22 protein-coding genes are annotated in these 21,649 nt (G+C 45.0%); 15 read left to right on the plus strand and 7 right to left on the minus strand.

All coding sequences use genetic code 11. The annotated features are described in order from the left end of the window. Window positions 1-34 precede the first annotated feature (34 nt). Window positions 35-550 carry a ribonuclease E activity regulator RraA gene (rraA, locus tag FLM53_RS06750; protein ID WP_176680544.1) on the plus strand — a complete coding sequence of 172 codons (516 nt, stop codon included), beginning with the start codon at window positions 35-37 and terminating at the stop codon, window positions 548-550. A 94-nt stretch (window positions 551-644) separates the two neighbouring features. Here rraA and zapB read toward each other — a convergent pair whose 3' ends face one another. Beyond that, window positions 645-887 carry a cell division protein ZapB gene (gene zapB / locus FLM53_RS06755; protein WP_008219652.1) on the minus strand — a complete coding sequence of 81 codons (243 nt, stop codon included), beginning with the start codon at window positions 885-887 and terminating at the stop codon, window positions 645-647. A 324-nt stretch (window positions 888-1,211) separates the two neighbouring features. Between zapB and glpX the strand changes: the two genes are divergently transcribed. The 3 genes from glpX (at window position 1,212) to FLM53_RS06770 (ending at window position 3,512) form a co-directional block, all read left to right on the plus strand. Further along, a complete protein-coding gene (gene glpX, locus FLM53_RS06760; protein ID WP_017630917.1) occupies window positions 1,212-2,219 on the plus strand; it encodes a class II fructose-bisphosphatase in 1,008 nt (335 codons plus the stop codon). A 182-nt stretch (window positions 2,220-2,401) separates the two neighbouring features. Then, on the plus strand, window positions 2,402-3,028 hold the full coding sequence (locus FLM53_RS06765) for a metalloregulator ArsR/SmtB family transcription factor (protein ID WP_017630916.1): 627 nt from the start codon (window positions 2,402-2,404) through the stop codon (window positions 3,026-3,028). A gap of 136 nt (window positions 3,029-3,164) precedes the next feature. Beyond that, on the plus strand, window positions 3,165-3,512 hold the full coding sequence (locus FLM53_RS06770; RefSeq protein WP_017630915.1) for a DUF3135 domain-containing protein: 348 nt from the start codon (window positions 3,165-3,167) through the stop codon (window positions 3,510-3,512). A 99-nt stretch (window positions 3,513-3,611) separates the two neighbouring features. On the opposite strand, the gene FLM53_RS06775 is transcribed toward FLM53_RS06770, so the two are convergent. Together FLM53_RS06775 and FLM53_RS06780 are read right to left on the minus strand one after the other, a co-directional pair. Then, window positions 3,612-4,034: a DUF805 domain-containing protein gene (locus FLM53_RS06775; RefSeq protein ID WP_017630914.1), complete on the minus strand. Its 423-nt coding sequence runs from the start codon at window positions 4,032-4,034 to the stop codon at window positions 3,612-3,614. A gap of 95 nt (window positions 4,035-4,129) precedes the next feature. Next, a complete protein-coding gene (locus FLM53_RS06780) occupies window positions 4,130-4,477 on the minus strand; it encodes a 5-carboxymethyl-2-hydroxymuconate Delta-isomerase (RefSeq protein WP_176680545.1) in 348 nt (115 codons plus the stop codon). 249 nt (window positions 4,478-4,726) lie between these two features. On the opposite strand from FLM53_RS06780, the gene tpiA reads away from it, so the two are divergent. Both tpiA and FLM53_RS06790 read left to right on the plus strand, forming a co-directional pair. Then, entirely contained in the window at window positions 4,727-5,497 is a 771-nt protein-coding gene (gene tpiA / locus FLM53_RS06785; protein WP_017055868.1) for a triose-phosphate isomerase, read from the plus strand. A gap of 142 nt (window positions 5,498-5,639) precedes the next feature. Beyond that, window positions 5,640-5,993, plus strand: coding sequence for an endonuclease domain-containing protein (locus FLM53_RS06790; RefSeq protein ID WP_176680546.1), 354 nt, complete (start codon window positions 5,640-5,642; stop codon window positions 5,991-5,993). A 369-nt stretch (window positions 5,994-6,362) separates the two neighbouring features. On the opposite strand, the gene pfkA is transcribed toward FLM53_RS06790, so the two are convergent. The 3 genes from pfkA to FLM53_RS06805 all read right to left on the minus strand — a co-directional run bounded on the left by pfkA (window position 6,363) and on the right by FLM53_RS06805 (window position 9,224). Further along, entirely contained in the window at window positions 6,363-7,325 is a 963-nt protein-coding gene (gene pfkA / locus FLM53_RS06795; protein ID WP_176680547.1) for a 6-phosphofructokinase, read from the minus strand. 317 nt (window positions 7,326-7,642) lie between these two features. Continuing rightward, window positions 7,643-8,551 carry a CDF family cation-efflux transporter FieF gene (fieF, locus tag FLM53_RS06800; protein ID WP_176680548.1) on the minus strand — a complete coding sequence of 303 codons (909 nt, stop codon included), beginning with the start codon at window positions 8,549-8,551 and terminating at the stop codon, window positions 7,643-7,645. A 163-nt stretch (window positions 8,552-8,714) separates the two neighbouring features. Then, complete coding sequence (locus tag FLM53_RS06805; protein ID WP_176680549.1) at window positions 8,715-9,224, minus strand: CpxP family protein; 510 nt, start codon at window positions 9,222-9,224, stop codon at window positions 8,715-8,717. A 180-nt stretch (window positions 9,225-9,404) separates the two neighbouring features. Here FLM53_RS06805 and FLM53_RS06810 point away from each other — a divergent pair, with 180 nt between their 5' ends. The 4 genes from FLM53_RS06810 (at window position 9,405) to trmL (ending at window position 12,724) form a co-directional block, all read left to right on the plus strand. Then, on the plus strand, window positions 9,405-10,094 hold the full coding sequence (locus FLM53_RS06810) for a response regulator (RefSeq protein ID WP_176680550.1): 690 nt from the start codon (window positions 9,405-9,407) through the stop codon (window positions 10,092-10,094). Then, on the plus strand, window positions 10,094-11,473 hold the full coding sequence (gene cpxA, locus FLM53_RS06815; RefSeq protein ID WP_017630908.1) for an envelope stress sensor histidine kinase CpxA: 1,380 nt from the start codon (window positions 10,094-10,096) through the stop codon (window positions 11,471-11,473). Before FLM53_RS06810 ends, cpxA begins: the two co-directional genes overlap by 1 nt. Before the next feature lie 76 nt (window positions 11,474-11,549). After that, the gene (locus FLM53_RS06820; RefSeq protein ID WP_176680551.1) at window positions 11,550-12,167 is read left to right on the plus strand and encodes a superoxide dismutase; all 618 of its coding nucleotides are present in this window, start codon (window positions 11,550-11,552) and stop codon (window positions 12,165-12,167) included. A gap of 77 nt (window positions 12,168-12,244) precedes the next feature. Further along, a complete protein-coding gene (gene trmL / locus FLM53_RS06825; RefSeq protein ID WP_009844716.1) occupies window positions 12,245-12,724 on the plus strand; it encodes a tRNA (uridine(34)/cytosine(34)/5-carboxymethylaminomethyluridine(34)-2'-O)-methyltransferase TrmL in 480 nt (159 codons plus the stop codon). A gap of 188 nt (window positions 12,725-12,912) precedes the next feature. Here trmL and FLM53_RS06830 read toward each other — a convergent pair whose 3' ends face one another. Then, on the minus strand, window positions 12,913-13,437 hold the full coding sequence (locus FLM53_RS06830) for an FxsA family protein (protein ID WP_061033600.1): 525 nt from the start codon (window positions 13,435-13,437) through the stop codon (window positions 12,913-12,915). Between the two features lie 284 nt (window positions 13,438-13,721). Here FLM53_RS06830 and aspA point away from each other — a divergent pair, with 284 nt between their 5' ends. The 5 genes from aspA to arcC all read left to right on the plus strand — a co-directional run bounded on the left by aspA (window position 13,722) and on the right by arcC (window position 21,646). Further along, window positions 13,722-15,173, plus strand: coding sequence for an aspartate ammonia-lyase (aspA, locus tag FLM53_RS06835; protein WP_017630905.1), 1,452 nt, complete (start codon window positions 13,722-13,724; stop codon window positions 15,171-15,173). Between the two features lie 180 nt (window positions 15,174-15,353). Then, window positions 15,354-16,661 carry an anaerobic C4-dicarboxylate transporter gene (locus FLM53_RS06840; RefSeq protein WP_017630904.1) on the plus strand — a complete coding sequence of 436 codons (1,308 nt, stop codon included), beginning with the start codon at window positions 15,354-15,356 and terminating at the stop codon, window positions 16,659-16,661. A gap of 509 nt (window positions 16,662-17,170) precedes the next feature. Beyond that, window positions 17,171-18,619 (plus strand): YfcC family protein, encoded by a 1,449-nt coding sequence (locus FLM53_RS06845; protein ID WP_176680552.1) that lies wholly within the window; start codon window positions 17,171-17,173, stop codon window positions 18,617-18,619. An 820-nt stretch (window positions 18,620-19,439) separates the two neighbouring features. After that, window positions 19,440-20,663 (plus strand): arginine deiminase, encoded by a 1,224-nt coding sequence (arcA, locus tag FLM53_RS06850; RefSeq protein ID WP_017630901.1) that lies wholly within the window; start codon window positions 19,440-19,442, stop codon window positions 20,661-20,663. Between the two features lie 71 nt (window positions 20,664-20,734). Further along, window positions 20,735-21,646: a carbamate kinase gene (gene arcC, locus FLM53_RS06855; RefSeq protein ID WP_176680553.1), complete on the plus strand. Its 912-nt coding sequence runs from the start codon at window positions 20,735-20,737 to the stop codon at window positions 21,644-21,646. Window positions 21,647-21,649 lie beyond the last annotated feature (3 nt).

Here is a 21,649-nt window from a genome sequence, read left to right on the forward strand (position 1 = left end):
CTCAAAGTAAGCTCATTGTTCAAAAGGTATACTAATGGAATACAACACTTCAGCACTGTGCGACATATATTTGGATCAAGTTGATGTCGTGGAGCCAATGTTCAGCAACTTCGGTGGACGTGCATCCTTCGCAGGACAGATCACGACATTAAAGTGCTTTGAAGACAACGCCTTGATTCGCTCGGTATTAGAGCAAGATGGTCTAGGACGTGTGTTGTTAATCGATGGCGGCGGCTCACTGCGTAAAGCGCTGATCGACGCTGAGATGGCCTTACTTGCCGAAGACAATGAGTGGGAAGGGATTGTGGTTTACGGCTGCGTTCGCGAAGTCGATGAACTTGAAGACATGAACCTAGGCATTCAAGCCCTAGCTTCTATTCCGGTTGGTGCAAGCCAAGAAGGTGTCGGTGAGATAGACGTACCAGTGAATTTTGGCAGCGTGACCTTCTTACCGGAAGACTACCTCTACGCAGACAACACCGGCATTATTCTTTCTGCTGAGCCTTTGGATGTTGAGCTTGATTTGGATGTTGAAGAAGAGGTTGAGTAACCCCTGTTAACTCCAAGCTAATCTTTCCAAAATTAAGAACAAACAAAAACGCCCGCTACTGAGTAGCGGGCGTTTTTTAAATCTAAAGAGTGAATTACTCTACTTCATCCATTTTACCAAGAAGGTTACGGATGCGATCTTGCCATGCTGAATGCTCTTCTTGCATCTGCTGAGTTTTTTGCTCTAGCTCGTGACGGCTTGCTTTAAGCTCACCAGCTTCAGTTGCTAGTGCTTGTTTCTCTTCTTTAAGTTCTTCCACTTCCATTTGAAGAAGTGCAATTGTATCTACTGCTGTTTGAATTTTTGCTTCTAGCTGCTCTAGTACTTCAAAAGACATTCTGGCCTACCTTTAAGTTATCCATTTGATGGTGAAGGTTCACTCCACTTATTTCCCCATTCTACTCAGCAGAGCAAGGATAAACACTCAATATATTCGATATTTTGCGCCATTCGATGAAAAAAACAGCGCTTTTTACCGAATATTGACGTGAATGATTACTGCCACAACGGCAAACCAATTATTTTGATGAATATTAGCGGTTTTCCACTGCAAATTGATCGAGAGCAATCCCGAAAAAACAAAAAGGCAAACGTTTCCTTTTGGATATGGTAAAATCCGCCGCGAAATTTCTATTCCCCCTTTGAAAATTTTGGAGTCCGCATGAAACGCGATTTAGCAATGTCATTCTCTCGTGTCACAGAAGGTGCAGCACTAGCTGGTTACAAGTGGCTTGGCCGTGGCGACAAAAACGCTGCAGATGGCGCTGCTGTAGAAGTAATGCGTAGCCTACTTAACAAAACCGAAATCAGCGGTGAGATTGTTATTGGCGAAGGTGAAATCGATGATGCACCTATGCTATACATCGGCGAAAACGTAGGTGTAGGCGGCGACGCTGTCGACATCGCAGTAGACCCAATTGAAGGGACACGCATGACAGCAATGGGTCAATCAAATGCATTGGCAGTATTGGCTGCAGGCGAAAAAGGCAGCTTCCTTAAAGCGCCTGATATGTACATGGAAAAATTAGTTGTAGGCCCTGGCGCTAAAGGCGTTATCGACCTAGAACTGCCACTGAAAGAAAACCTAGAAAACATTGCTAAGGCTCTGGGCAAAACACTGGATACACTGGTTGTAACGACACTGGCTAAGCCACGTCACGATCAAGTTATCGCCGACATGCAAGCTATGGGCGTTCGTGTATTCGCAGTGCCAGATGGCGATGTTGCAGCTTCTATCCTAACCTGTATGCCAGACAGCGAAGTAGACGTAATGTACTGCATCGGCGGCGCACCTGAAGGTGTAGTTTCTGCTGCTGTTATTCGTGCACTTGACGGTGACATGCACGGTCGTCTTCTTCCTCGTCACGAAGTAAAAGGCGACACAGAAGAGAACCGTAAACACGGTGAACTTGAACTAGAGCGTTGTGCCGAAATGGGTGTAACGGCTGGTATCGTGTTGAAAATGGAAGACATGGCTCGCAGCGACAACGTTGTATTCTCAGCAACAGGCATCACTAAGGGTGACTTGCTAGAAGGCATTTCTCGTCAAGGCAATATCGCGACAACAGAAACGCTACTTATCCGTGGCCGCTGCCGTACGATTCGCCGCATCAAATCAATCCACTACCTAGAGCGTAAAGATCCAGAAGTAGTGGGTCACATCCTGTAAACCTAAACTAGGTTAAACAGAACAGACAAAGGCTGATACTTGGTATCGGCCTTTTGTTTTATTGGCCCAAGACAATCGCGCCCTGCTTTCTGCCCAAAGCGTAAATTACGGTCAATATAGTAAATGGTTTGCTTTATAAACACCTTGCCTCATAATAGTAAGGTTCATGAGGTAGGGATAGTATGAAAACAAGCGACAAAATCTTACAGACCATTAAGCGTCAAGGTGCGGTAACCGCGAAACAACTGTCAGAAGAATTTGGCATGACGACAATGGGTGCGAGGCAGCATCTGCAAAGTCTGGAAGATGATGGCATTCTTGCGTTTCATGACGTGAAAGTAAAAGTGGGTCGCCCGACTCGTCATTGGTCCCTTACTCAACATGGCCACGGTCAGTTTTCAGACCGACACGGTGAACTGACGATTCAAGTCATTGATGCAGTCGAGAACCTGTTTGGTAAAGAAGGGCTTGCTAAGGTCGCTGCCGAGCGTGAACAGCACACCCTCAAGCAATATCAATCTGCCCTATCTGGCTGCAATGACCTAATCAGTAAGCTTGAAAAGCTCACTCAACTTCGTGAAGAAGAGGGGTACATGGCGGAGCTTCAAGAGCATGATGATCATTACATCTTGATCGAAAACCACTGCCCTATCTGCAAAGCAGCGACTCGTTGCCCTAGCCTATGCCAGTCAGAGCTCAATGTTTTCACAGAACTGCTCAAAGACGAATGCCACGTAAGCCGCACTGAGCACATTATTGCTGGCGAGCGACGTTGCACTTACACGTTAACACCCACGCCTTCATCGTAATCCCAAGCGCTAAAGCCTAGCGCTAAGCCACTGATCTCGTCTCAATATTGAGAAAATACCAATAGAGCAAAATTTGTACAGAATTCTTTCTTAAGCTTAAAGCATATGAAACATGCTTAATGCTAAGGAAGGAATGATGGCACATCCACAACCCAATCAAAAACTGCCACCCTTTGATGAACTTGTCCAACTCGCGAAAAGCGATCCTAAAGCATTCAATCAATTCAAACACGAGATGTGCGAACAGATGATTTGTTCGGCTTCTGAAACCATGCAAGACAGACTCCGCGCTCAGCAAAGCCACATCGACTTGGTGGTGAGCCGCTGTAAGAATCCGCACCATGCCAACGTAGTACTTATGCAGGAGTTGCGCTGTCAGGTCTGTAAGTTCCAAGATGCACTCGAAGGCCGCTGCGGTTTTGAAGAAACTCTGCCAGAAAATGTGGTACCTTTTAGACCCAATACAGAGCCGAAAATGTATTAAAGCGGATATAAGTTAACAGCAGACACACATGATAAGCAGACTGTTATAAAACAAAAAAGGGAGCACAATGCTCCCTTTTGTTCATTCATAATTCCGCGATTACACCGGATCTTCGCCGTAATCATTGCGACCTTCAGTGCCTTTCATCAAGCCACATTCAATCAAAATCCATAAACCACACACTAATGCTGCAACGGTTGCCACCATATGAACTGGCGATACCGACTCTGTTGTCGTCGCAGCCATTGGTGAAGCCAAACGACCTAACACCAGCGGCACATTCAGCAGTAACCAGTAGTTCGATTTGTTACGGTCATGCCAGCGCTTGGCGGTTACCGCAAGATCTGGGATAACCAACATCAGTAGGAAGATTGGTAGTAGAATGTAAGAGTACGCCGGGAACAAAACCGAGATACCAGAAGCAAAACCAGTAATCGCAATGTAGTAGAAAATGTTCCACATCCAGTAAGTCTTACGACCAATTCTCCCTTTGAAAGAGAGCAGTAAATCTTTCATCGACATCTAAAAATACTCAAAAATTAATACGCTACCAAAAAAGTTAGCAGCAAATTGCTCGTTAATCACTTTTATTAAGTTAATCACTTTTATTAAAAAAATCAGTTAATCACTTTCTGAAAGCAGCTTTTATCCATATCTCTTATGTTCACCGTAAGGCTGCGGATATGGCTCGCCTGTTCTTGTAAGGTTTGCATTAACGAACGCGACAGTTCTCTTTTCTGTTCTTCGGTACGCCCTGAAAGTAACTCGAAGCTAATGTGAATAAAATCCACACTGTCCTCTTCATCACCGACTAGCCAGTTATGACAACGCAGTGAACGCGACTTAACAGAAGGCACATCAAACAAGCCACAGTTTAATGCAACTTTATGAAGATCTTCTAGTAAACCTTGGATATTCACTCGCTCGTCCACTGAATTTGAGTACTCTAGAACTAGATTCGGCATTATTACTTCCTATTGTTAACGCAATCGTTTGTCCCTTAATACCAACTAACGATGAAAAATCCGAGAAGTTAGCTATTATTCTGTCTGCCGGATCACTGATATATGCTCAAAATCTACTCTGACCATTGAGTAAGATCCAAGAAAGTCATGACCACAGTCATGATCTGTTGATATTAATCTGTTATATTATTTCGTAATAAAGTTTACTTTTTTACATTCGATTTATTTAAATACTTTGGAGATATTCCTATGCGTCATCCTGTAGTTATGGGTAACTGGAAACTAAACGGCAGCAAAGAAATGGTTGTTGATCTACTAAACGGTCTTAACGCTGAACTTGAAGGCGTAACAGGCGTAGACGTAGCAGTTGCTCCACCAGCACTTTTCGTTGATCTAGCAGAGCGTACGCTTACTGAAGCGGGCAGCGCGATCATCCTAGGTGCTCAAAACTCTGACCTAAACAACAGCGGTGCATTCACTGGCGACATGTCTCCAGCAATGCTTAAAGAGTTCGGCGCATCTCACATCATCATCGGTCACTCTGAGCGTCGTGAATACCACAACGAATCAGACGAGTTCGTAGCTAAGAAATTCGCATTCCTAAAAGAGAACGGCCTAACTCCAGTTCTTTGTATCGGTGAATCTGAAGCACAAAACGAAGCAGGCGAAACTGTTGCAGTATGTGCACGTCAACTTGACGCTGTTATCAACACTCAAGGTGTTGAAGCTCTTGAAGGCGCTATCATCGCTTACGAACCAATCTGGGCTATCGGTACTGGTAAAGCAGCTACAGCTGAAGATGCACAACGCATCCACGCTCAAATCCGTGCACATATCGCTGAGAAATCTGAAGATGTTGCTAAGAAAGTTGTTATCCAATACGGCGGTTCTGTTAAGCCAGACAACGCAGCAGCTTACTTCGCACAACCAGACATCGACGGTGCTCTAGTTGGCGGCGCAGCTCTTGACGCGAAAAGCTTCGCAGCTATCGCTAAAGCAGCAGCTGAAGCAAAAGCTTAATTTAAACTTCACCGTTTAAATTGAATGAAAGGTCAACTTAGGTTGGCCTTTTTTGATCTCGCTCGAACACCACCCTCTTGATCCTCTCTTTTGTCACCTACTCTTCGTAACTTAATAACACTTCAATTCATTGGACCGCGTTATGAAGACTTATACACGACCTCAACTCAATACATTTCGACGGATACTCCGAAGTAACATGCCTCAACCAGAACGCAAACTATGGTTTTATATAAGAAAAAAGCAGCTTGGCGTAAAATTTAGAAGACAACATAGTATTGGAAAGTACATCGTAGATTTCTTCTGCTGCGAACTAAAGCTCGCTATTGAGATAGATGGTAATAGCCACTTCTCAGAACAAGCACAGGCTTACGATCATCAGCGCACACGAGACTTAAACAAGCTTGGAATCAAGATACTTCGCTTTACCAATAATGAGGTTAATCAGAACCTTGAGGAAGTTTTGGTGAAGATCATAAATTCAATTCCCAAATAAAGTTCCATGTATACACCCCCCTCTAACTCCCCCTTATTTTAATATTCTCGATTACCCTACCGATCTAGGATAAAGGGGGAGAACTTTCTTTGTTCACTGAGATTTCTTGGCTAACTGAAACCATAAAATGTTCCATGAATCGCCAATTGGAAAGCTTACCCTGATAGATAAAATTTGTTGTAGGCGGTATCTGTTCCAACAACTACGGAACTGTTCCTCCCCTTTCCAAATAAAGCTAAAGGGATCTATGAGCCTAAATTAAGGGGAGGCTAGGAGGGGATTTTACAATGAATAAAAAAACGTCAGGAACAAAAAAACCGCTGATAAATCAGCGGTTTTTAAATTATTTAAGCGAACGCTAAGCGCGGCTTAGAACAACTCTTCTGCAACGCGGAATAGCTCAGAACGGTCTGGGTTCTGCATGTTCTCGATACAGTCGATGATGTCATGGTGAACAAGTTCTTCTTTCTCGATACCAACACAACGACCACCGTGACCTTCTTGAAGAAGGTGAACAGCGTAGTTACCCATGCGAGAAGCAAGTACACGGTCAAATGCAGTAGGACGACCACCACGTTGGATGTGACCAAGAACCGTTGCGCGAGTCTCACGACCCGTTGCTGTTTCGATCTCTTTAGCTAGTTCGTTCGCGTCCATCATAAGCTCTGTTAAAGCGATGATTGCGTGCTTCTTACCTTTAGCAATTCCATCTTGGATGTTGCCGATAAGCTGGTCTTTATCTAGACCAGTCTCTGGAGTAATGATGTACTCACAACCACCCGCGATTGCTGACATAAGCGTAAGGTCACCACAGTGACGGCCCATGATTTCAACAATAGAAATACGTTGGTGAGAAGAAGACGTGTCACGTAGACGGTCGATTGAATCGATAACTGTGTTAAGCGCAGTTAGGTAACCGATTGTGTAGTCAGTACCTGCGATATCGTTATCGATTGTGCCTGGAAGACCGATACATGGGTAACCCATCTCAGTTAGCTTCTTAGCACCCATGTAAGAACCGTCACCACCGATAACAACAAGTGCTTCGATGCCGTGTTTCTTAAGGTTCTCGATGCCTTTCTCACGAACAGCAACGTCTTTGAATTCAGGGAAACGTGCAGAACCTAAGAAGGTGCCACCACGGTTGATTACGTCAGATACGCTTGAACGGTCAAGCTTTTCGATACGGTCTTCAACAAGGCCTTGGTAGCCATCGTAAATACCGTAAACTTCAATGCCAACTGATAACGCAGTACGAACAACGCCGCGAACTGCTGCGTTCATACCTGGAGCGTCACCACCACTGGTCAAAACACCGATCTTCTTAATCATGCTCACCCTCGATTTTTGGGAATCTATTATTCAATTCTTGTTCTTGCTGATTGTATATCAACAAGATTTTAAATCTATATTTGTGCGTTATGTTACATTTCCTCAACAGGAATAGCACTTAAATCACGTAAAATTATGTAACATTTCTACTTCTGTAAGAGTATTACAGTTTTACTCAATAACTTTGTTGATTCACATCAGAATCAACATTAATTGTTACTAAGGTGGTTTTTGAATCACCAAAGAACTAGTAATTTTTACTCACTCTAGTTCAAAAGCCGCCCACTTACCATTTGCCACTCAATTTTTAGCCCGTATCACCACGAGTGGAATTTTTGCTGCTTCTCTGGTCCAAATACGACCGAATACGGATCCTGGTGAATTAATACATCAGCATCAGGGAATACGGAGATAAGCTTGGCCTCAACTTCGTCAGAAATGCGATGCGCTTCAATAAGTGGCATCTCATCTTCAAGTTCTAAGTGCAATTGAATGAAGCGAATTGGCCCCGAACGACGCGTTCGTAATTGATGCACACCCAACACGCCTTCGATGCTCAACGATGTCTCTTTTATCTGTTTTAGCTCTTCATCCGGCAGCTTATGATCAAGCAGAGATTGAATCGCTTCCATCGCCATTTGATAAGCGCTGTAAAGAATGTAGATACCAATACCCACCGCGAATACAGAGTCCGCTTGGCTAATACCAAACCAGCTCAATGCTAGGGCTAGCATGATCGCGGCATTCATATAAAGGTCAGATTGATAGTGCAGTGAATCAGCGGCAATCGCTTGGCTACCGGTTTTCTTTACCACGTGTTTTTGGAATCGCACCAAGCCGAAGGTCATCATCATCGCGAATAAGCTGACGTAGATACCAATCTCTGGAGAGTTGAGTTCATGAGGTCTGAAGAAGCGCTCAATACCGTTAAGAATGAGGAAACAAGCCGAGCCTGAGATAAACATCGCCTGCGCTAATGCGGCAAGAGATTCGGCCTTACCATGACCAAAGGTGTGTTCTTTGTCGGCAGGCTGCAGAGAGTAGCGAACCACGATGAGGTTAACGACAGACGCTGCGATATCCAACATTGAATCGACCACGGAAGCCAACAGACTCACAGAACCTGTCACCCACCATGCTGCGACTTTCACTATCAATAAAATAGTGGCGATGGTGGTGGCTGCCCAAGCAGCAAGCGTAACTAAACGTGCGTATTCTTGTTTCATAACTTGGCTATAAAGTGACTGATAGCACAAAGTATAACCTGCAAACAACCAATTGAATATGACAGCTAGGGTGTAAGACATTCATTTTTAGGGATCAAAAAAAGCGGCAAACGGCCGCTTCTTTCTAAATACTTTCATTCAAAGCTGCTTTATCAAGCTTGAATTACTTGTCTTTGTTCATGCGTTTTTCCATCTTGTCAGCACACTTAGTCATGCGCTCTTGCTGGATTTCTTTCAGTTGAGTCTTTTGCTCAACCGTTAGTACGCTCATCATTTCGTGTTGCTTCTTCAGCATTGCCACGCGACGCTCAGTTTGCTTCTCAACCATTTCGCTTGCTAGGTCGTTCGCTGCTGCTTCATCGAAGTTGTCAGCCAGTACCAATGCTTGAACTTTCTCTTGGTGCGCTTTCATTTTCGCCATTTTATCGGCTTTATTGCCAGCGTGTTTTTCTTTCATCTCTGCACGATTCGCTTCGCGCATCTCTTTCAATTCTGTTTTTTGTGCGTCAGTTAGGTCTAGTTGACGCATCACTTTCTTATCGAAACCGCCACATTTACCGTGCATGCCTTTGTGGTCGCCTTTATCGCCGCCGCCAAATGCGTACGCGCTTGCTGTACCTAACATTAGTGGAAGTGCCGCAGCTGCTAGTACAAGTTTCTTAGTCATTTTCATAATTGTTGCCTCAATTCGGTATAATAAGTCATGTGTTGCGTCTGTTTCTCAGCGCTTGAATATAGATTAGTCTTTCCCTCGTAAAGTGACGTTTAGAAAGCGTAAAGAATCGTAAAGAGTGAAAGCTGACCAATAATTAGCAGTATTATTAACGTGTAAATAACCGATTAAGGCTTCCCTATGGCGAACATTCTTCTTATTGATGACGACACCGAGTTAACCAGCTTACTTAAAGACATTCTGAGCTTTGAGGGCTTCACTGTTTCCGAAGCTAATGACGGCTACGCGGGGCTCGAAGCGATCAATGATGAGATTGACCTGATTCTTTTGGATGTGATGATGCCGCGCCTGAATGGCATGGAAACTCTCAAGAAGCTAAGAGAAAATTGGGAAACACCCGTACTGATGCTGACCGCAAAAGGTGAAGAGATCGACCGTGTGATTGGCCTAGAGCTTGGCGCAGATGACTATTTACCTAAGCCTTTCAGTGACCGAGAGCTACTTGCGCGTATTCGTGCCATCTTGCGCCGAACGCAAACCACCACGGCACCTAAGGCGGCCAGTGATCGGATTCAATACCAAGATATTGAAGTCTTCCCTGGCAAACAAGAAGCTTACTGTAATGGCGAGATTATCGATCTCACCACCACTGAGTTTGCTCTGTTGAGCCACCTTATCCAAAACCCGGGGCAAGTGATCACCAAAGAAGCATTAAGCCTAGATGTATTGGGCAAAAGGCTTGCGGCGTTTGACCGTGCGATCGATATGCACATATCCAATCTGCGTAAAAAGATCCCAGAGCGCAGCGACGGAAAATCTCGCATCAAGACCTTACGCGGTCGTGGCTACTTATTGGTAGAGGAGGATTAATGCGTATCCCTAAAATCACCAGCTTATATGGACGTATCTTTGCTATCTTTTGGTTCACCATGTTACTGGTGCTTTTGTCGGTACTGTCACTTCCTCATTTAGACCCGCGAGTCGCGCGCGACGTGCCTGCTGATCATCTCGGTAAATTAGAGCGTATCGCCAAGGCCGCTGAAAAACGCTACGCCAGAGAACCGAACCTCGGCAAAATTGTCTTCCAACTTGAGGCGCCACGCAGCCGCAAGGATTCTCGTGCCCGCATCTATTTAACCGATCTTGAAGGCGCCGTTCTCACCTCGAAAAGGCATTCAGACTATAAGCTTAAGGCGATTCGTAACTTTGTTACCTCGATTGATAACCCTGAGATGCCGAAGCAAAAACTCTACGGGCACTACATGGTTGCAGGGCCAGTACCTATTACTCTCGCCGGTGAAGAGTTGCTGATGTATGCCGGAGTGAAGTGGAACCAACCACCGCCGTTCTTACTGCGACTGTTTGATAGACCTCTGCAGCTATTGCTTGCCGTGATGTTGGCGAGTACCCCGCTATTACTTTGGTTAGCTTGGGCACTGAGCCAACCTGCTCGTAGGCTTGAGCGCGCTGCTCAACGTGTAGCGAAAGGTCAGTTTGAGGTTGATCCAACACTTGAAAAAGGCACGTCTGAATTCAGACAAGCGGGTGAGAGCTTTAACCAGATGGTCGAAGCGGTAAACCAAATGATCTCAGGGCAACAACGCCTGCTTTCTGATATTTCACACGAGCTACGCTCACCACTGACTCGTTTGCGCATGGCGAACGCACTGGCAATTCGTAAACAAGGTGAGAGCCAAGAACTTGAACGTATCGATACTGAAGCACAACGTCTCGAACAGATGATCAGCGAGCTACTGACGCTATCGCGCATGCAGGTCGACAGCCACATTACTCGTGAGGTTCAGCCGATCTCGAGCCTGTGGGAAGAGATCTTGAAAGACGCACAGTTTGAAGCCGAACAGATGGGTAAACAGCTGACGTTCTCGGAGATCCCTGAGCGTTCTATTTCGGGTAATCCTAAGCTGCTGATGAGCGCGCTAGACAATATTACGCGTAACGCCATCTACTACGGTAAAGACCAAGTCGATGTGCAGTTCCACGTAGTGCAAGATCAGCTGACGATTTGCGTGAACGATAACGGTGATGGTGTGCCTGATGATGAATTAGATTCTATCTTCAGACCTTTCTATCGCGTTTCTACTGCCCGTGATCGTAATACCGGTGGCACAGGGCTTGGGTTAACCATTACTGAGAGTGCGATTCGCCAACACAGCGGAACCATCACAGCAACCCGCAGTCAGTTAGGTGGATTACAACTCGAAATCACCCTACCTATCTTACCTGTGTAATACCCCCACAAAGATCACAGTTGATAATGATTGTTATTATCATTATGGTAAATCCTCTAATTATGGAGGATTTACCATGTCGCACACTTTCCCTGATCTACCCTACGCTTACGATGCCCTAGAACCTTACATTGATGCTAAAACGATGGAAGTGCATTACAGCAAGCACCATAGAACCTACTACGATAAGTTTGTTGCGGCGGTGTCTGGCAGCGAACTAGAACAGCAATCTCTGACCGAGATCTTCGCTAACATCTCACAACACAGTCCTGCCGTTCGTAACAATGGTGGCGGCTACTACAACCACATCTTGTATTGGAACTGCATGTCTCAAGACGGCGGTGGTGAACCAACTGGCGAGCTTGGTGATGCTATCAAGAGTACATTCGGAGATTTCGAGACGTTCCAAGATCAGTTCGCTCAAGCGGCAATCAATACCTTCGGTTCAGGCTTTGCGTGGTTGGTGGTAGAAGAAGGTCAACTGAAAATCATCTCGACCTCAAACCAAGACAACCCGTGGATGGATACCATCGCCAGCAACGGTGAGCCGATTCTTGCACTGGATGTTTGGGAACACGCCTACTACATCAGCTACCAAAACCGTCGCCCTGATTACATCAACGCATGGTGGAATGTGGTGAATTGGAATGCGGTTGCTGAAAACTACGCGCAAGCACTCGTGAATAAAGCGTAAGCGAACGGTGGTGAACTGTACTCACTCAGCTTGCCACCGTATACTCTGGCTATCTTTGATTATTCTTGTGAACCAACATGTTTGATATCGCTCTATACGAACCTGAAATTGCACCCAATACGGGTAACATCATCCGCCTATGTGCTAACTGCGGCGCAAACCTGCACCTGATTGAACCGCTTGGCTTTGATTTTGAAGAGAAGAAAGTTCGTCGTGCTGGCTTGGATTACCACGACCTAGCGCGTGTTAAGCGTCACAAGAACCTAGAAGCCTTTCTTGAGTATCTAGAAAATGAACGCGAAGGTGATTTCCGTATCTTTGCTTGCACCACTAAAACAACAGGTCACCACGTGGATGCGAAATTCCAACAAGGTGATGTGTTGATGTTTGGCCCAGAGACACGCGGCCTGCCTGCTGAGTTCATTGAAAGCATGCCAATGGAGCAACGTATTCGTATTCCAATGATGCCAGACGCACGCAGCCTAAACCTGTCTAACGCGGTTGCTATCATCGCATTTGAAGCGTGGCGACAAATGGGCTTCGAAGGCGCGGTATAATACCGAAACTCAGTAAGTAACCGCTCACACGGCCTGTTACCTGTTGCTGCTCGCAATAGTAAATAACAGGCTACACGCAATAAAAAGGCTCTTACCGTTATCTCTTTCTTGCGAAGGATAAAGGTAAGAGCCTTTTCTGTTTCTGTTCTTTTGTCTTTCTATATAAAAGAAAGCAAAAAGCGACGGAATTAGTTTAAGCGGTTACGATCGTTATCGTCGTCTTTCTTCTCAAACTCACCTTCAAAGGTGTTGCCATCTTTTGACTGATCAAATGGGTCACGATTAAACGGGTCTTGTCCAAATGGTCCCTGACCAAAGCCCGCTTGTCCACCAGCATGGAAGCCGCCAGACATATTTTTAACCACCATTTTTTCCATCATTTTCTTAGCAATCATCGCTCTTGGTGCTGGCAGCAATACCAACATACCGAGTGCATCCGTCATGAAACCCGGAGTCAGCAGCAATACACCTGCAACCGCAAGCATCACGCCTTCAAGAATCTGTTGTGCTGGCATTTCGCCTTGTTGCAAACGACCTTGTACAGACATAAGTGTCTGAATGCCTTGGCTACGAACCAGTGAGGCACCAACAAATGCCGTGATCAACACTAACGCAATAGTTGGCCACAATCCTAAGAAGCCACCAACTTGAATAAATAGCCCAATCTCAATGATGGGTACGAAGATAAATAGTAATAATAAGATAGGAAACACACGCCCTCCTTTGTTACTTGCAGTTTACGCTGAAAGCTCTATCAATCTCAAATTTATCCTGTAAATAAGCGTGTTTATTGACCAAGAATAACTTTGCAAAATATTGACGAAACAAAAGCGAAAAAGGTGATCAACTTACTATTTTTATGCGCTAGGTACAGTATCATGTGCCACATAAGTCAGGACGGATTTATCAGCCCAATATTCTAGCGAACGGAGTATTTGCACACAGAATAGGCTAATAACTAACTATATAATCAGAATAATTCTCTAAGGATCCTGTTATGGCTACTCTATCAGAAGCACAAGTTGATGCTCCTCAAGCTACTCGTCTCGAAGAAGATCTTTTAGGTCAACGTCATGTTCCGGCTGATGCTTACTACGGCATCCACACTCTACGCGCAGTTGAAAACTTCAACATCTCAAATGTAACGATCTCAGATGTACCTGAATTCGTTCGCGGTATGGTGATGACAAAGAAAGCTGCGGCTTTAGCAAACAAAGAGTTAGGTGTAATTCCTAGCGAAGTGGCTAAATACATCATCCAAGCTTGTGACCTAATTCTAGACACAGGTAAGTGCATGGATCAGTTCCCATCAGACGTTTTCCAAGGTGGTGCTGGTACTTCTGTAAACATGAACGCGAACGAAGTAGTTGCGAACGTGGCACTTGAGCTTATGGGCAAAGAAAAAGGCCAATATGAGTTCATCAACCCGAACGACCATGTAAACCGCAGCCAATCTACAAACTGTGCTTACCCAACTGGCTTCCGTATCTCTGTTTACAACAGCGTACTAAAACTGATCGACGCGATTGAATACCTAAAAGGTGCATTCGAGCTTAAGAGCCAAGAATTCAACACAATTTTGAAGATGGGTCGTACTCAACTTCAAGATGCAGTTCCAATGACGGTTGGCCAAGAGTTCCACGCTTGGGCTGTAACCATCAACGAAGAAATCAAAAACCTAGAATACACATCAAAGCTACTGCTTGAAGTTAACCTAGGCGCAACGGCAATCGGTACTGGTCTGAACGCAGCACCGGGTTACCAAGGCCTTGCAGTGAAACACCTAGCTGAAGTAACTGGCCTAGAGTGTGTTCCTGCAGAAGACCTAATCGAAGCAACGTCTGACTGTGGCGCATACGTAATGACGCACGGCGCACTTAAGCGTCTAGCCGTTAAACTGTCTAAAATTTGTAACGATTTGCGTCTGCTTTCTTCAGGTCCACGTACTGGCTTGAACGAGCTAAACCTACCTGAACTGCAAGCTGGTTCTTCAATCATGCCTGCTAAAGTAAACCCAGTTGTTCCTGAAGTAGTAAACCAAGTTTGCTTCAAAGTTCTAGGTAACGACAACACGGTTTCTTTCGCTGCAGAAGGTGGTCAACTTCAGCTGAACGTAATGGAACCCGTTATTGCACAAAGCATGTTTGAGTCTCTAGACATCCTAACAAACGCTTGTGTGAACCTACGCGACAAGTGTGTAGACGGCATTACTGTAAACAAAGAAGTGTGTGAATCTCACGTATTTAACTCTATCGGTATCGTAACTTACCTAAACCCATACATTGGCCATCACGAAGGTGACATTGTTGGTAAGATCTGTGCAGAAACAGGTAAGAGCGTGCGTGATGTGGTTCTAGAGCGCGGTTTATTGACCGAAGAAGAACTTGATGACATTTTCTCTGTTGAAAATTTGATGCATCCTCAGTATAAAGCGAAGCGCTACGAATAAAGTTAGCGAGAAAGGGCTCCAAAGGGAGCCCTTTTTTAGGCTCCAATACGGTTAACCCTGTTTATTTTGTGGATTTCTGTATGTTGCACTTTTGTTTAATTGAACCTAAACCATAGAACTATTATGTGAACATTCCAGCGGCGAATGTTCACATAATAAAATCTAAATGAGGTGTTACTTATGATTGCAGTAGAACTATTTATCGTCCTGCTCTTTATCTTTTTGGGGGCCAGAATTGGCGGTATCGGTATCGGTTTTGCCGGTGGTGCTGGTGTTATTGCCCTATCACTTATTCTTGGCGTTCCAACAAGCCAATCTTTCATCCCGATCGACGTAATCTTGATCATCATGTCTGTTATTACCGCAATTGCTGCAATGCAGGTTGCTGGCGGTATGGACTGGTTGGTGCAAATTGCAGAAAACTTTTTGCGTAAGCACCCTGAACGCATCACCTTTTATGCGCCAATCGTGACCTTTGTAATGACATTAATGGCGGGTACTGGTCACACAGCATTCTCAACACTTCCTGTTATCGCAGAAGTAGCGAAAGGCCAAGGCGTTCGTCCTTCTCGTCCACTGTCTATCGCAGTTGTAGCATCTCAGATTGCAATTACAGCTTCGCCAATCTCGGCAGCAGTTGTGGCTTTCGCAGCAATGCTTGCACCGTTCGGTGTTGATTACCTAACGCTACTGATGGTTTGTATCCCAACAACCTTCATCGCTTGTATGGTTGGCGCAGTTGTCGCGAACTACATGGGTAGCGAGCTGAAAGACGATCCTGTTTACCAAGAGCGTCTAGAGAAAGGTCTAATCAAACTGGCAACAGAAGAAAAACGCGAGATCCTTCCTACAGCGAAGAAAGCGACTTACATCTTCCTAGCAGCGATTGGTTTCGTGGTTTGTTACGCAGCGGCTATCTCTAGCTCTGTTGGTCTAATTGAAAACCCAGCACTAGGTCGTAACGAAGCGATCATGTCTGTAATGCTAGCAGCAGCGGCAGCAATCGTTATGTTCACTAAGATTGATGCAGCTAAGATTTCTTCAGCTCCAACATTCCGCTCTGGTATGACGGCGTGTGTATGTGTACTTGGTGTGGCTTGGTTAGGTTCAACGTTCGTAAACGCACACGTTGCTGAGATTAAAGACGTAGCAGGCGCTCTACTGGCTGACTACCCATGGATGCTGGCGCTTGTTCTATTCTTCGCTTCTATGCTGCTTTACTCTCAAGGCGCAACAACGGTTGCACTTATGCCAGCAGCTCTAGCGATTGGCGTAGCACCACTAACAGCGGTTGCTTCTTTCGCTGCGGTAAGTGCGCTGTTCGTACTTCCAACTTACCCAACGCTACTAGCGGCGGTTGAGATGGATGACACAGGCTCAACGCGTATCGGTAACTACGTATTCAACCACCCATTCTTCATTCCAGGTGTGGTAACAATCAGTACTGCGGTAGCACTAGGCTTCGCATTCGGCGGTCTGTTTATCTAACACTCGCTGATGATTGAACCTTTAAAAGGAAGCTTCGGCTTCCTTTTTTGTTTTCTACTCAATGTGATATTTGATACACGTCAAATAACCATTATAAACTTTAAAAACCGCCTAAAAATAAAGTTTGAATAAAATTCCAAGGTTATTCAAACCCACTAGAAACAACACCTATCAAATCAATCTCCCCTCGCTTTCCTTTAATCCACATCGAATATTAATCCAAGCTAACTAACCAAAAAACCTTGCCGTTTTTTTGCCATTTTCCAGCCCATTCATTAGCGATTATTTTTGTGAACAGCGCCAAACTTAAATACCGACGTAAGGAATAAAATAACCGCAGCTAAAATAAATCTAAATTCATTTGGATTGGTAAATATAAAAATAACCTTAATTTAAAGTCAGCAACTTTTATCGTTGGGTACTTTATAAGAGTCAATGTATTTACAATCTATAAATCATTAGTCGCTAATTCACATCACTTCTATTTAAGATGATGTAAGGAGATAGCCATGACAACTCAAACGATACCAAGCGAGACAAAAAAGGGCGGCTTCTTTGCCAATTTTAAATTCCCTTCTGCTTATACCATTTTATTTATTCTAATTGCGTTCGTTGCTCTGCTTACCTGGATTGTTCCTGCCGGACAATACGACCGAGCAATGAATGAAGAACTAGGCCGAGAAGTACCTGTCACGGGTACTTATCAAGCGGTAGAGGGAAACCCTCAAGGCGTGATTGACGTACTGCTAGCGCCTATTGACGGCTTCTACGACCACAATAGCTATGAAGCTGCGGCAATCGACGTTTCGCTGTTCATCTTAATCATTGGTGGCTTCTTAGGACTAGTAACCAAAACTGGCGCGATTGATGCCGGTATCGAACGCGTTACCGCCCGCTTAGAAGGGCGAGAAGAGTTGATGATACCAATACTGATGGCACTGTTTGCCGCGGGCGGTACTGTCTACGGCATGGCGGAAGAATCACTGCCCTTCTACACCCTACTAGTACCTGTGATGATGGCAGCTCGCTTCGACCCTCTAGTGGCTGCTGCGACGGTACTGCTTGGCGCGGGTATTGGGGTGCTAGGCTCAACCATAAACCCATTCGCAACGGTTATCGCTGCTAACGCCTCTGGCATTCCATTTACCGACGGTATCGTGCTGCGTGTTGGTATGTTGATTGTTGGCTGGGGTATCTGTGTCGCTTACGTCATGCGTTACGCAAGAATGGTGCAAGCCGATCCAAGCAAATCAATTGTGTACGACAAGTACGAAGAGAACAAAGCGCACTTCCTTGGCAACGCAAGTGGCGAAAAACTTGAATTCACCACAACTCGCAAACTGATTCTGACCATTTTTGGTGGCTCATTCGCAGTAATGATTTACGGTGTATCCGTTGCTGGGTGGTGGATGGCAGAGATCTCTGCAATGTTCTTAGCAGCGACCATCATCGTTGGTATTGTGTCTCGCATGAGCGAAGAAGAGTTTACTTCAAGCTTCATTGATGGTGCTCGTGACCTACTGGGCGTAGCGCTTATCATAGGTATCGCACGTGGTATTGTGGTGGTGATGGACCGCGGTATGATCACCGATACTATCCTCTTTTCTGCAGAGCAAATGGTCACTGGCTTGTCTTCGGTTATCTTTATTAACGTGATGTTCTTCTTAGAGATTCTATTGTCATTCTTAGTGCCTTCAACCTCTGGTTTAGCGGTACTCACTATGCCAATCATGGCGCCATTGGCTGACTTTGCTGGCGTAGGTCGTGACCTTGTTATCACCGCTTACCAGTCAGCTTCTGGCTTGGTAAACCTAATCACACCAACCTCTGCGGTAGTAATGGGTGGCTTGGCGATTGCTCGTGTCCCTTACGTGCGCTGGGTTAAATGGGTAATGCCATTAATCGGTATCTTGATGGTGTTCTGCATCATTGTTCTGAGTATTGGTGCGCTTATCTAAAACCAACACACCTCACTTTCTCACTTAAAGCCGCTTTCTAGCGGCTTTTTTTGTCACTATCGATACCAACAACACTCTTCCATCGAAACACCCTCACAAGCTGCACACGCATCATTTAAAGCCTCTTTATCACCTTATCTACCTGCCTATCAAAGCAGCAAAACTTCAACGAGCTGAGACACTTGCTAGAAAACAAAACTCACCTTTAAATATCGATGCTAAGGTTAATTAAAACGCAAATATTCATCGCTACTATATTTAGAGAAATAGTTAGTCATTTATTAGCGTTAATTATATTTAAAGTAATTCACTCTGTAATAACCAAAGGACAAACATTAGCTATTTTTATAGAAATTCGGATTAAAACACTCGATTATAAAGTGTGACCGCAATAGCTTTATTCGCATTTAAATTGTTAAGGAATAATTAATTTCACATTCAAAATTAAATATATAAATACTAACATTGCATACTTCCACCTTAAGCTCATTCTTATCAATAAATTTGATTTGCATATAAAGCCCTAGAATTCCCATTCTAGTAATACGAGTGAAAAAAGCATGCATAATGTTCCCAAAGAGTTAACTATTTAGAAGAGATAGCCAATAGTTAAAAGTGCATAAAGTTTGTTAAAACCCTTAATTTTAAAGGGCTGCGGGATAAAAAACGATTTGTGATAGATCTCTAAGAATACCTGACTAGCAGGCGTAATATTAATTCCAGACAAGAGATATGAATAAATAATTCATTCTTCTCAACTGAAAATAAATAATTACTCTTAGCGATAAAAGTAATTCAAATATATAAGAGAGAGACGATCATGAGTAAGTTCTATGTAGGTTCTGAAATAGGTCAATTACGCCGCGTTCTAGTTCACCGCCCAAGACGCGCACTGACTCACTTAACACCCTCTAACTGTCACGATTTGCTGTTTGATGACGTACTGGCTGTTGAGCGTGCAGGTAAAGAGCATGACGCATTTACTCAAACGCTACGTGATCAAGGTGTTGAGGTTCTTCTTCTTACTGACCTACTAGCAGACACCCTAGCCGTACCAGAAGCGAAAGATTGGCTTTTGAGTCATCAAGTTTCTGATTACCGCTTAGGCAAAACTTTTGCTAACGATGTGCGCTGCTACTTAGGCGACTTACCAAACCTAGAGCTAGCGAAAATCCTGACGGGTGGTCTGTCTTACGCTGAAATGCCAATGAAATCATCTTCAATGATGCAAGGCATGCACGCACCAACGGACTTCATTATCGAGCCTCTACCAAACCACCTATTTACTCGTGACACCTCTTGCTGGGTCTACGGTGGTGTATCTATCAACCCAATGGCGAAACCTGCTCGTCAACGTGAAACCAACCACGTTCGCGCTATTTACCGCTGGCACCCAACATTCGCAGGCCAAGACTTCATTAAATACTTCGGTGATGAAGAGAGCATCAGCTACGACAACTCAACCATTGAGGGTGGTGACGTTCTTGTTATCGGCCGCGGCACGGTACTTATCGGTATGTCTGAGCGTACTACAGCACAAGGTGTTGAGCATTTAGCATCGAGCCTATTCAAACACGGTCAAGCGAAACAAGTTATCGCAATGCAGCTACCAAAGCACCGCTCTTGCATGCACTTAGACACCGTTATGACGCACATGAACGAAGATACCTTCTCTGTTTACCCAGAAGTGGTGAGTAAAGATGTGCAGTGCTGGAACCTAACTGGCGATGAGTCTGGCGCAGTGAAAGTGAAAGAAGAAGGCTACTTCGTAACCGCTATCGAAAAAGCACTGGGCGTAGACAAGCTAAACCTCATCACAACAGGTGGTGACAACTTCCATGCAGAACGTGAGCAGTGGAACGATGCAAACAACGTTCTTACGGTGAAACCTGGTGTCGTGATTGGCTACGAAGGCAACACCTACACCAACGAAAAATACGACAAAGCAGGCATCACGGTTCTTCCGATTCCTGGAGATGAGCTTGGCCGCGGTCGCGGTGGCGCACGCTGCATGAGCTGCCCAATTGAGCGTGATGGTATCTAATCACTAAGACGAAACGGCCAAGTTGGCGAACGCAAATAACCTCAACTTGGCCACAATGAGAGAACACAATTATGACTAAACAAACTGTTGTTGTTGCACTCGGTGGTAACGCCCTACTTCGTCGCGGTGAGCCGTTAGAAGCTGATATTCAACGCCGCAATATTGAAACGGCGGTGAAAACCATCTCTGAAATCGCAAAAGTGTACAACGTGGTGTTAGTGCACGGTAATGGCCCACAAGTTGGATTACTTGCTCTGCAAGGTTTGGAATACAAGAAAGTAAATCCATACCCGCTGGATGTGTTGGGCAGTGAGACTCAAGGCATGATCGGCTACATGTTGATGCAAGAGTTCAAAAACTACCTGCCTAACCGCAACATCTCGTGCATGTTGACCCAAATGACAGTTGATCCAAATGATCCTGCGTTTGCGGATCCAACCAAACCGATTGGCCCAATTTACGAAGAAGCGGAAGCGCGTGAACTAGCAGAGAAATTCCATTGGATCGTGAAACCCGACGGCCAACATTTCCGTCGCGTAGTACCAAGCCCACGCCCTACTGGCATTGTTGAACACGAAGCGATCACCCAGCTTATCGATGCAGGTCACCTAGTAATTTGTACTGGCGGCGGTGGCATCCCAGTGAAAAAAGAGAATGGCAAATTAGTTGGTGTGGAAGCGGTTATCGACAAAGACATGTCAGCGGCTTTCCTAGCGAAACAATTAGATGCGGATGCGCTACTGATTCTGACCGATGCAGACGCTGTGTACTTGGATTGGGGCAAACCGACTCAACACGCATTGCGCAGTACCACGCCAAGTGAATTAGCGATGTTCGAATTCGATGCTGGCTCAATGGGGCCAAAAATCGAAGCATCGTGCGAATTCATTGAGCAAGGCGGCAAGGTTGTGGGTATCGGTGCACTCGAAGATGGCTTGCAAATCCTGCAAGGCCAAGCGGGCACAAACATCACCAAGGGTTAACGA

The sequence above is a fragment of the Vibrio sp. Scap24 genome, from assembly GCF_013394185.1.
Lineage (GTDB): Bacteria > Pseudomonadota > Gammaproteobacteria > Enterobacterales > Vibrionaceae > Vibrio > Vibrio pomeroyi.

Coding starts and splice junctions, on each gene's coding strand:
- rraA (WP_176680544.1), top strand. CDS start 35: ATGGAATACAACACTTCAGCACTGTGCGACATATATTTGGATCAAGTT.
- zapB (WP_008219652.1), bottom strand. CDS start 887: ATGTCTTTTGAAGTACTAGAGCAGCTAGAAGCAAAAATTCAAACAGCA.
- glpX (WP_017630917.1), top strand. CDS start 1,212: ATGAAACGCGATTTAGCAATGTCATTCTCTCGTGTCACAGAAGGTGCA.
- FLM53_RS06765 (WP_017630916.1), top strand. CDS start 2,402: ATGAAAACAAGCGACAAAATCTTACAGACCATTAAGCGTCAAGGTGCG.
- FLM53_RS06770 (WP_017630915.1), top strand. CDS start 3,165: ATGGCACATCCACAACCCAATCAAAAACTGCCACCCTTTGATGAACTT.
- FLM53_RS06775 (WP_017630914.1), bottom strand. CDS start 4,034: ATGTCGATGAAAGATTTACTGCTCTCTTTCAAAGGGAGAATTGGTCGT.
- FLM53_RS06780 (WP_176680545.1), bottom strand. CDS start 4,477: ATGCCGAATCTAGTTCTAGAGTACTCAAATTCAGTGGACGAGCGAGTG.
- tpiA (WP_017055868.1), top strand. CDS start 4,727: ATGCGTCATCCTGTAGTTATGGGTAACTGGAAACTAAACGGCAGCAAA.
- FLM53_RS06790 (WP_176680546.1), top strand. CDS start 5,640: ATGAAGACTTATACACGACCTCAACTCAATACATTTCGACGGATACTC.
- pfkA (WP_176680547.1), bottom strand. CDS start 7,325: ATGATTAAGAAGATCGGTGTTTTGACCAGTGGTGGTGACGCTCCAGGT.
- fieF (WP_176680548.1), bottom strand. CDS start 8,551: ATGAAACAAGAATACGCACGTTTAGTTACGCTTGCTGCTTGGGCAGCC.
- FLM53_RS06805 (WP_176680549.1), bottom strand. CDS start 9,224: ATGAAAATGACTAAGAAACTTGTACTAGCAGCTGCGGCACTTCCACTA.
- FLM53_RS06810 (WP_176680550.1), top strand. CDS start 9,405: ATGGCGAACATTCTTCTTATTGATGACGACACCGAGTTAACCAGCTTA.
- cpxA (WP_017630908.1), top strand. CDS start 10,094: ATGCGTATCCCTAAAATCACCAGCTTATATGGACGTATCTTTGCTATC.
- FLM53_RS06820 (WP_176680551.1), top strand. CDS start 11,550: ATGTCGCACACTTTCCCTGATCTACCCTACGCTTACGATGCCCTAGAA.
- trmL (WP_009844716.1), top strand. CDS start 12,245: ATGTTTGATATCGCTCTATACGAACCTGAAATTGCACCCAATACGGGT.
- aspA (WP_017630905.1), top strand. CDS start 13,722: ATGGCTACTCTATCAGAAGCACAAGTTGATGCTCCTCAAGCTACTCGT.
- FLM53_RS06840 (WP_017630904.1), top strand. CDS start 15,354: ATGATTGCAGTAGAACTATTTATCGTCCTGCTCTTTATCTTTTTGGGG.
- FLM53_RS06845 (WP_176680552.1), top strand. CDS start 17,171: ATGACAACTCAAACGATACCAAGCGAGACAAAAAAGGGCGGCTTCTTT.
- arcA (WP_017630901.1), top strand. CDS start 19,440: ATGAGTAAGTTCTATGTAGGTTCTGAAATAGGTCAATTACGCCGCGTT.
- arcC (WP_176680553.1), top strand. CDS start 20,735: ATGACTAAACAAACTGTTGTTGTTGCACTCGGTGGTAACGCCCTACTT.